The organism is uncultured Tepidimonas sp. (assembly GCF_938045175.1).
Classification (GTDB): Bacteria; Pseudomonadota; Gammaproteobacteria; order Burkholderiales; family Burkholderiaceae_C; genus Tepidimonas.
Window position 1 is genome coordinate 1 of the sequence record NZ_CALIND010000200.1, and the last position, 9,300, is coordinate 9,300.

At 67.8% G+C, this 9,300-nt stretch carries 10 protein-coding genes, 1 tRNA gene and 1 riboswitch; of the genes, 4 read left to right on the top strand and 7 right to left on the bottom strand.

Annotated features, from left to right (window positions below; genetic code table 11):
- The coding region (locus Q0716_RS10555; RefSeq protein WP_299023041.1) for an anhydro-N-acetylmuramic acid kinase at positions 1 to 862 on the top strand (862 nt) is incomplete at its 5' end.
- Between the two features lie 9 nt (positions 863 to 871).
- On the opposite strand, the gene erpA is transcribed toward Q0716_RS10555, so the two are convergent.
- The 3 genes from erpA to rplM all read right to left on the bottom strand — a co-directional run bounded on the left by erpA (position 872) and on the right by rplM (position 2,269).
- Complete coding sequence (erpA, locus tag Q0716_RS10560; RefSeq protein WP_299023044.1) at positions 872 to 1,249, bottom strand: iron-sulfur cluster insertion protein ErpA; 378 nt, start codon at positions 1,247 to 1,249, stop codon at positions 872 to 874.
- Positions 1,250 to 1,435: 186 nt separating this feature from the next.
- Positions 1,436 to 1,828, bottom strand: a complete 393-nt coding sequence (gene rpsI, locus Q0716_RS10565) for a 30S ribosomal protein S9 (protein ID WP_299023045.1) — start codon at positions 1,826 to 1,828, stop codon at positions 1,436 to 1,438.
- 9 nt (positions 1,829 to 1,837) lie between these two features.
- Positions 1,838 to 2,269: a 50S ribosomal protein L13 gene (gene rplM / locus Q0716_RS10570; RefSeq protein ID WP_299023046.1), complete on the bottom strand. Its 432-nt coding sequence runs from the start codon at positions 2,267 to 2,269 to the stop codon at positions 1,838 to 1,840.
- A gap of 175 nt (positions 2,270 to 2,444) precedes the next feature.
- Here rplM and rlmJ point away from each other — a divergent pair, with 175 nt between their 5' ends.
- The gene (gene rlmJ, locus Q0716_RS10575; protein WP_299023047.1) at positions 2,445 to 3,371 is read left to right on the top strand and encodes a 23S rRNA (adenine(2030)-N(6))-methyltransferase RlmJ; all 927 of its coding nucleotides are present in this window, start codon (positions 2,445 to 2,447) and stop codon (positions 3,369 to 3,371) included.
- Between the two features lie 44 nt (positions 3,372 to 3,415).
- Here the strand turns inward: rlmJ and Q0716_RS10580 are convergent, their stop codons facing one another.
- Genes Q0716_RS10580 through ahcY form a run of 4 tightly spaced genes read right to left on the bottom strand, consistent with a single transcriptional unit; the run spans position 3,416 to position 7,769 of the window.
- Positions 3,416 to 4,687: an aminotransferase class I/II-fold pyridoxal phosphate-dependent enzyme gene (locus tag Q0716_RS10580; RefSeq protein WP_299023049.1), complete on the bottom strand. Its 1,272-nt coding sequence runs from the start codon at positions 4,685 to 4,687 to the stop codon at positions 3,416 to 3,418.
- Between the two features lie 39 nt (positions 4,688 to 4,726).
- A complete protein-coding gene (gene metF / locus Q0716_RS10585; RefSeq protein ID WP_299023051.1) occupies positions 4,727 to 5,569 on the bottom strand; it encodes a methylenetetrahydrofolate reductase [NAD(P)H] in 843 nt (280 codons plus the stop codon).
- A complete protein-coding gene (locus tag Q0716_RS10590) occupies positions 5,554 to 6,321 on the bottom strand; it encodes a TlyA family RNA methyltransferase (protein WP_299023053.1) in 768 nt (255 codons plus the stop codon). The genes metF and Q0716_RS10590 overlap by 16 nt, the downstream gene beginning before the upstream one ends.
- Positions 6,322 to 6,332: 11 nt before the next feature.
- Positions 6,333 to 7,769: an adenosylhomocysteinase gene (ahcY, locus tag Q0716_RS10595; protein WP_299023054.1), complete on the bottom strand. Its 1,437-nt coding sequence runs from the start codon at positions 7,767 to 7,769 to the stop codon at positions 6,333 to 6,335.
- A 60-nt stretch (positions 7,770 to 7,829) separates the two neighbouring features.
- Positions 7,830 to 7,939, bottom strand: a riboswitch (S-adenosyl-L-homocysteine riboswitch).
- A 159-nt stretch (positions 7,940 to 8,098) separates the two neighbouring features.
- On the opposite strand from ahcY, the gene Q0716_RS10600 reads away from it, so the two are divergent.
- Positions 8,099 to 9,043, top strand: a complete 945-nt coding sequence (locus Q0716_RS10600; RefSeq protein WP_299023055.1) for a polyprenyl synthetase family protein — start codon at positions 8,099 to 8,101, stop codon at positions 9,041 to 9,043.
- Positions 9,044 to 9,062: 19 nt separating this feature from the next.
- A tRNA-Pro gene (locus tag Q0716_RS10605) sits at positions 9,063 to 9,139 on the top strand.
- The last annotated feature ends 161 nt before the right edge of the window (positions 9,140 to 9,300 follow it).

A 9,300-nucleotide genomic window follows, 5' to 3' on the forward strand; every position in this document is an offset into this window, starting at 1 on the left:
CGCGCACGGACAGACGGTGCGGCACATGCCGCCCGGTCACCCCCGCCTGCAGCCCCACGAGTCTCCATACACCCTGCAACTCCTCGCCCCCGCCCGGCTGGCCGAGGCGACCGGCATCGCGGTGGTGGCGGATTTTCGCAGCCGCGACATCGCAGCCGGGGGCCAAGGCGCCCCGCTGGTGCCCGCCTTTCACCGCGCGGCCTTTGGGCGCGCGGGGGAGGGGGTCGCCGTGGTCAACATCGGCGGCATCGCCAACCTGACTGCCCTGCGCGCCGACGGTGGCGTGCTAGGCTGCGACAGCGGGCCGGGCAACGTCTTGCTCGACGGCTGGTGCGAGCGCCATACCGGGGCGCGCTACGACGCTGACGGCGCCTGGGCGCGGCAGGGGCGCGTGCTGCCGGCGCTGCTCGCCGATCTGCTGGCCGACCCCTATTTTTCCCGCACCGGTGTGCGCAGCACCGGACGCGATCACTTCCACCTGGGCTGGCTCGACGCCATTCTGGCACGGCATCCGGGCGTGGCACCCGTGGATGTGCAGGCCACGTTGGTGGCGTTGACGGTCGAAGGCATCGCCCGCGCGCTGGAAACCTTGGATTGGGGAAACGAACCAACCCTGGCTCCGCGGCAGGTGCTCGTCTGTGGGGGCGGCGCGCACAACCGCGCCCTTCTGGCCGCGCTGTCGCAGCGCCTGCCCGCGGTCACCATCGACACCACGGCCCGCCTGGGTTGGCCCGTGCAGTGGGTGGAAGCGGCCGCCTTTGCTTGGCTGGCGCGCCAGCGCCTGTTGGGCCGCAGCGGCAACCTTCCCACCGTCACGGGGGCACGGGGCGAGCGCGTGCTGGGCGCGCTCTACGCCCCTTGAGCCGACGCTTCAGCCGACGCTGAAGCTCGAGCCGCAGCCACAGGTGGTGGTGGCGTTGGGGTTGCGGATGACGAACTGCGCCCCCTGCAGATCTTCTTTGTAGTCGATCTCGGCGCCGACCAGGTACTGGTAGCTCATCGCATCGATCAGCAGCGTGACACCATTTTTGGTCATCACCGTGTCGTCTTCGTTGACCACCTCGTCGAAGGTAAAGCCGTACTGGAAGCCCGAGCAACCGCCACCTTGCACGAAGACGCGCAGCTTGAGGTCCGGATTGCCCTCCTCGGCGATCAGGTCGGCAACCTTGGCCGCGGCGGCATCGGTGAACACCAACGGCGCGGGCATCTCGGTTTCAGTGGTGGACGGGGTTTCGGCGACAGCGGACATGGTGGCGTTCCTGATGATGACAAGATCCTTGAAGGATAGCAAAGGAGCACGGCAGACCCCAAATCCGCTCCACACAAAAGCCATGACGGGGCCAGTGCCTTGTGGCGCGCGGCGCGGCGCTTCGCCCGCCAACAAAAAACCGCCCCCGACGAAGCGAAGGGCGGTTTTCCTGCAAGACCGTGCAAATCAGCGCTTGCTGAACTGCTTCGCGCGGCGGGCCTTGCGCAGACCCACCTTCTTGCGCTCGACTTCGCGCGCGTCACGGGTGACGTAGCCGGCCGCGCTCAGCGCGGGCTTGAGGCTGGCGTCGTAGTCGATCAGCGCTCGGGTGATGCCGTGGCGCACCGCACCGGCCTGGCCCGACTCACCGCCGCCGTGCACGTTGACCTGAATGTCAAACGTCTCGAGGTGGTTGGTCAGCACCAGCGGCTGCTTGGCGATCATGATCGAGGTTTCGCGACCGAAGTAGTCCTGGATGTCGCGTCCGTTGATCGTGATCTTGCCGGAGCCCTTCTTGAGGAACACGCGCGCGACGCTGGACTTGCGACGGCCCGTGCCATTGTTCCATTCACCAATCATGGCCGCTCCTTAGATTTCCAACGCCTTGGGCTGCTGCGCGCTGTGCGGATGCTCGGGGCCGGCGTAGACCTTGAGCTTCTTGATCATGGCGTAGCCCAGCGGCCCCTTGGGCAGCATGCCCTTGACGGCCTTCTCGAGCGCGCGGCCCGGGTGCTTGGCCTGCATGTCGCGGAAGTTGATCGAGCGGATGCCGCCGGGGTAGCCGGTGTGGCGGTAGTAGATCTTGTCGAGGGCCTTGTTGCCCGTGACCTTGATCTTGTCAGCGTTGACGACAATGATGAAGTCGCCCGTGTCGACGTGAGGGGTGTAGATGGCCTTGTGCTTGCCGCGCAGTCGGCGTGCCACTTCGCTGGCGACACGTCCGAGCACCTTGTCGGTGGCGTCAATCACAAACCACTCATGCACCACCTCAGCGGGTTTGGCGCTGAAGGTTTTGGTCATGTCAGTTTCCTGTGGTTTGGGCAGGCCCTTTTCCACGGTCGGCGCTGCTCTGCTGGCAGCCTCTTAGGTGGGGTGGAGCGTTTCGCCGCGGGGCCCAGCCGTATCGCTGCGAAGCCCAACATTGTATCGCAATCAGCGACTAGGCCGCAAAGCCACCCTCGGCTACCATCGCCGCATGTTCAGTTACCGCCACGCATTTCATGCCGGCAATCATGCCGACGTTCTCAAGCACATCGCCCTGCTGGCCGCCCTGCGCCACTTGCAGGGCAAGGAAGGGGGGCTGCTGCTGGTAGACACGCACGCCGGGGCGGGGCAGTACCGGCTGGACCACGAGCACGCGCGCACCTCCGGCGAGGCGGCGCAGGGTATCGCCGCGGTGTGGGACGCGGCCATGGCGGCGCACGCCCGCGGCGACGCGTTGCCACCCGCCGTACAAGACTATTGGCAACAGATACAGGCCGCCAATCCCCACGGGTTGCTGCAGCACTACCCAGGCTCACCCGCCCTGATGCAGGCACTGTTGCGCCCGCAGGACCGGCTGCAGCTGTTCGAGTGGCACCCCACCGACGGGCGGCTGCTGGATCGGACCGTGCAGCAGTGGCGCGCGCGCGAGCCGCACCCCGCCATCGAGCTACGGCGCGACAACGGCTTCGAGGGTCTGCGGCGACTGCTGCCGCCGCCGTCGCGCCGGGCGCTGGTGCTGATCGACCCCAGCTACGAGCTCAAGTCGGACTACGGGCACGTGTTCGCCACCGCGGCCGAGGCGCTACGCCGCTTCGCCCAAGGGTGCTATCTGGTGTGGTATCCCGTGATAGGACGGCCCGAGGCGCACGCGCTGCCGCGCCGGCTGCGCGCCTTGGCGCAGCGCGCCCAGCGACCGTGGTTGCAAGCCGAGCTCAACATCGGCGCCCAGCCCGATGCGCAGGCCAAGGCGCAGGCTGCGCGTGGCCGGCCCGTGGGGGGTCTGCGCGCCAGCGGCGTTTTCGTCATCAACCCGCCGTACACGCTGGCGCCGCAGCTGCGCGAGGCGCTGCCTTGGGTACTTTCTGCGCTGCGGCAGGGGCGCGGCGCGGCCTGGACGGTCGAGGCGGCCGAGGGTTGACGCGGGGCGTGCCGGACTGCCCAGGCGCACGCGCCGCGCCACGGTCAAGCCGCGGCCAGCGCCTGCGCCAGATCGGCGCGCAGGTCGTCGATGTGCTCGATGCCCACGCACAGGCGCACGGTGTCCTCGGTCACGCCCGCTTGGGCCAGCTCTTCTGGCGAAAGCTGGCGGTGCGTGGTGGACGCCGGGTGCGTGGCCAGCGAGCGCACGTCGCCGATATTGACCAAGCGAGTGAACAGCTGCAGCGCATCCAAGAAACGCTCGCCTGCGGTGCGCCCACCCTCGATGCCGAACGTGAGCAACCCCGAGGCACGCCCGCCCAAATAACGCTGCGCCAGCGCGTGGTACGGGTCGTCGGGCAAGCCGGCGTAGCGCACCCAGCGCACCTTGGGGTGTTGTTTCAGGTATTGCGCCACCGCCAGCGTGTTGTCGCAGATGCGGTCCATGCGTAGCGGCAGCGTCTCGATGCCCTGCAGGATCAAAAATGCGTTGAACGGCGAGATGGCCGCACCCATGTTGCGCAGCGGCACCACACGCGCGCGCCCGATGTAGGCCGCCGGTCCCAGCGCCTCGGTGTAGACGACACCGTGGTAGCTGACATCGGGTTCATTCAGGCGCCGAAAGCGCGCCCGGTGCTCGGCCCACGGGAATTTGCCCGAATCGACGATGGCGCCGCCCACGCTGTTGCCGTGGCCGCCCAGGTATTTGGTCAGCGAGTGCACCACGATGTCGGCACCGTGCTCGAACGGGCGGCACAGGTAGGGGCTGGGCACGGTGTTGTCGACGATGAGGGGCACCCCGTGGCGGTGCGCGATGGCCGCCAGCGCCGCGATGTCGGTGACGTTGCCGCGCGGGTTGCCCATCGATTCGCAGTAAAGCGCTTTGGTGCGCGCATCGATCAACGACTCGAACGTCTCGGGCCGGTCGCTGTCCGCAAACCGCACCTCGATGCCGACCTGCGGCAGGGTGTGCGCAAATAGGTTGTACGTGCCCCCATAGAGCGCACTGGCCGAGACGATGTTGTCGCCTGCCTCGGTGATGGTTTGGATGGCGTAGGTGATCGCTGCCTGGCCCGAGGCCAGCGCCAGCGCGCCGATACCCCCCTCCAGCGCGGCCAGGCGCTCCTCCAGCACCGCCTGCGTCGGGTTCATGATGCGGGTGTAGATGTTGCCCGGCACCTTCAAGTCGAACAGATCGGCGCCGTGCTGCGCGCTGTCGAACGCGTAGGCCACGGTCTGGTAGATGGGCGGGACGACCGCTTTCGTGGTCGGGTCGGGGCGGTAGCCGGCATGCACGGCCTGGGTTTCGAAACGCATGGGGTCTCCTTGCTGTCGTGGCGGGTTAGGGTAAGGGGGTCAGTGCGCGGCGGGCAACAAGCCCAACCGCTGCAGAATGGTGAGCGTCGCGTCCGCCTGGTTCATGGTATAGAAGTGCAGCCCCGGCACGCCCGCGGTGCGCAACTGGTCGCACAAGTCGGTGACGACATCCAGCCCGAAGGCGCGGATGGACGCCGTGTCGTCGCCATACCCCTGCAGGCGCAGCCGGATCCAGCGCGGAACTTCGGCGCCGCAGGCGTCGGAGAAGCGCAGCAGCTGCGACGCATTGGTGATGGGCATGATACCGGGCACGATGGGAATGTCCACCCCCAGCGCGTAGGCGTCGTCGACGAAGCGGAAGTAGGCGTCGGTGTTGAAAAAATATTGCGTGATGGCCGAGTCGGCCCCCGCACGCACCTTGGTGGCGAAGGCCTGCAGATCCGCCTGGGGCGAGCGCGCCTGCGGATGCATCTCGGGGTAGGCCGCCACCTCGATGTGGAAGGCAGACCCAAACTCGGCGCGGATGAAGGCCACCAGATCGCTGGCGTAGCTAAATTCGCCGCCCAGGCCGTAGCCGCTGGGCAGGTCGCCGCGCAACGCCACCAGGCGGCGCACGCCCATGGCCTGCAGCTGCGCGAGCTGCTCGCGCACCCGCGCGCGCGTCGCCCCGACACACGAAAAGTGCGCCGCTGCCGGTACCCCTTCGGCCAGGATGTCGGCCACCGTGGCGATGGTGCCCTCTTGCGTGGAGCCGCCCGCACCATAGGTGACGGAACAAAACTCGGGGCGCGCCGCATACAGCTGCTGGCGCACCGCACGCAGCTTTTGCGCCCCTTCGGGCGTCTTGGGTGGAAAAAACTCGAAACTCAACGGCAAAGCCATACCAAAAACTCCCGGTTGCCATCGCCGCCCTCGATGGGGCTATCAAAGTAGTCGCGCAACTGCAGACCCAGCGCCTGCGCCGCTTGCGCGATGCGTGCCTGCACCCGCGCGTAGGCGGACGGATCCTTCACCAAGCCACCCTTGCCGATATCGGCGGGCTGCAGCTCGAACTGCGGCTTGACCAACATCAGCATCTGTCCGCGCGCGGCCAGCAGCGGCACCAATGCCGGCCACACCAGGGTCTGCGAGATGAAGGACAGGTCGCCGACGATCAAGTCGAACGGCGGGGCGGCCGCTGGACCCGCGGCATCCCGCAGTGCCTCGGCAGTGAGGTCGCGCGCGTTGCAGCGCTCCAGCACCCGCACCCGCGGATCGGCACGCAAGCGGGGATGCAGCTGGCCGTGCCCCACGTCGACCCCCACCACGGCGGCGGCGCCGTGCTGCAGCAGGCAGTCGGTAAAGCCGCCCGTGCTCTGGCCCACGTCCAGGCAACGCCAGCCGCGCACGTCCAGCCGGGTGCGCGCCAGCGCCGCCTCGAGCTTGAGCCCACCGCGCGAGACGTAGCGCAGCTCCGCGTCGTCCAGCAGCGCCAGCTCGGCCTGCGCAGGCAGCTCATCACCGCCTTTGCGCACCGGCCGCCAGGGCGCGCCCACGTGCGCGCGCCAGCGCACGGCCCCGCGCGCGATCAGGCGCTGCGCCGCCGAGCGTGACGGCGCCAGCGCCTGCTGCACCAGCTGTTGGTCGGCGCGCACGGCGGGACGGATCAATAGCGGTAGCTGTCGGGCTTGTACGGCCCCTCCTTGGGCACGCCGATGTAGGCGGCCTGCTCATCGGTCAGTTCGGTGAGGCGGGCGCCGAGTTTTTTCAGCTGCAGTCGCGCCACCTTCTCGTCCAGGTGCTTGGGTAGCACGTAGACCTTGCCCACTTCGTAATAGTCGCGGTGGGTAAAGAGCTCGATCTGCGCGATGGTCTGGTTGGCAAACGAGCTGCTCATCACGTAGCTGGGGTGGCCGGTGGCGCAACCCAGGTTGACCAAGCGCCCCTTTGCCAGCAGGATGATGCGCTTGCCGTCTTCGAAGATGACGTGATCGACCTGGGGCTTGATCTCCTCCCAGCGGCAGCGTGCCTCGAGCGAGGCGACGTCGATCTCGTTGTCGAAGTGCCCGATGTTGCACACGATGGCCTGGTCCTTCATGCGCGCCATGTGCTCGTAGGTGATGACGTGCTTGTTGCCGGTGGCGGTGACGAAGATATCGGCCTTGTCGCACGCCTCGTCCATGGTGACGACCTTGTAGCCCTCCATGGCGGCTTGCAGCGCACAGATGGGATCGATCTCGGTCACCCACACCTGGGCCGAGAGCGCGCGCAGCGCCTGCGCCGAGCCCTTGCCCACGTCACCATAGCCGCACACGACGGCGATCTTGCCCGCGATCATCACGTCGGTGGCGCGCTTGATGCCGTCCACCAACGATTCCCGGCAGCCGTAGAGGTTGTCGAACTTGCTCTTGGTGACCGAGTCGTTGACGTTGATGGCGCGAAACATCAGCTCACCGCGCGCAGCCATCTGCTGCAGGCGCTTGACGCCGGTGGTGGTCTCCTCGGTCACGCCGATGATGTGCGCGCTCTTGCGGCTGTACCAGGTGGGATCTTGCGCCAGGCGCTGGCGGATGGCGGCAAACAGCACGCGCTCTTCGTCGCTGGTCGGACGGTCGAGGACGGACGGGTCTTTTTCCGCACGCTTGCCCAGGTGCATCAGCAGCGTGGCGTCGCCGCCGTCGTCCAGGATCATGTTCGGGCCCTCATCCGGCGCACCCGCGGGCCCGAACTCGAAGATGCGGTGCGTGTAGTCCCAGTACTGCTCCAACGTCTCGCCTTTGAAGGCGAACACCGGCGTACCTGCGGCGGCAATGGCCGCGGCCGCGTGGTCCTGCGTGGAAAAGATGTTGCACGAGGCCCAGCGCACCTGCGCCCCCAGCGCCTGCAGCGTCTCGATCAGCACGGCGGTCTGGATGGTCATGTGCAGGCTGCCCGCGATGCGCGCGCCTTTGAGCGGATGGCTGGGGGCGTATTCCTCGCGGATCGCCATCAGGCCGGGCATTTCGGTTTCCGCGATGCGGATTTCCTTGCGGCCCCAATCGGCCAGGCCGATGTCGGCGATCACACAATCGGTGGGGAGGGTCTGTTTCAGCGGTGCGTTCATGGGATGACTCCTTCGATGGTCATCCACCGCCGTGGCGCACACGGTTGCTCACGCCACGTCGGTGGGTGAGCGTCGTTGTGCCAGAGAGCCGCCATCCCAGCACGGGCGCGGCCGCGTCCCCCGAGCCTCGCGCTGGCGGTGGGGCCAACGCTGCAACGCTCCTCGAAGAACGACCCCATTATAGGCGGTCGGGGCCGGCCGTGTGGCCTTCCTATAATTGCCGGGTTGATCGGCGCCCGGCCGCCCCGGGTACCCGGACGTCACGCCCCATCTTGAACGCCACCCCGCCCTCCTCCCCCGCGCACGCGCTGTCCCTGGTCGCCGCCGACATGCAGGCGGTGGATGCCGTCATCCAGCAGCGCCTGGGCAGCGAGGTACCGTTGGTGGGTCAGGTGGCGCACTACATCATCGGTGCCGGGGGCAAGCGGGTGCGGCCCGCGCTGCTGTTGCTGCTGTGCGGCGCGCTGGGCTGCCACGACCCGCGCCGCCACACGCTGGCGGCGGTCGTCGAGTTCATCCACACCGCCACGCTGCTGCACGACGACGTGGTGGACGAGTCCACCCTGCGCCGCGGACGCGATACCGCCAACCAAGTGTTCGGCAACGCGGCCAGCGTGCTGGTGGGCGACTTTTTGTACTCGCGCGCCTTTCAGATGATGGTGGATTGCGGCGACATGCGCATCATGCGCGTGCTGGCCGATGCCACCAACGTGATCGCCGAAGGAGAGGTGCTGCAGCTGATGAACATGCACGACGCGCACCTGGACGAGGCGGCGTACCTGCGCGTCATCCGCGCCAAGACAGCAAAGCTGTTCGAAGCGAGCGCACGCCTGGCCGCGATATTGGCGGGCGCCGATGCCGAGACGGAGGAACGTTGCGCCACCGTCGGCCAAGCGCTGGGGGCGGCGTTCCAGATCGTCGATGACGTGCTGGATTACGAGGGCGACGCCGCCGAGTTGGGCAAAAACCTGGGCGACGACCTGCGCGAAGGCAAGGTGACGTTGCCCCTGATTTGCACGCTGCGCCGCTGCACCCCGGACGAAGCGACCCTGATCCGCCAGGCAATCGAAGCCGGCGACGCGGAGCGGCTCGACGACATTTTTTCCATCGTACGGCGCAGCGGCGGCCTGGACGAGGCGCGCGCCCATGCCGCCGCCGAGGCGCAGCGGGCCATCGACGCGGCCGCGGCGCTGCCTGCGGGCAGCGCCGCGCAGGAATTGCACCGGCAAGCTCTGCTACAATTAGCGGCTCAGCTATTGCAGCGCCGCTCTTGAGGGCAGCGCTGGAGCACATCGGGGTGTAGCTTAGCCTGGTAGAGCGCTACGTTCGGGACGTAGAGGCCGGAGGTTCGAATCCTCTCACCCCGACCAGGAATCGCCCGCGCGCATCGCGATCTCCCGCGGGGTAGCCGAGCTGCCCAGAGCGCCTCGACAAAGGCGCTCCCTTCCTCAAATCCTCACCAACAACCGCGACGGCTGAACTCGGATTTTGACCGCATCGGCTTCGACCGCCCGCCGCACGGCATAGGCCG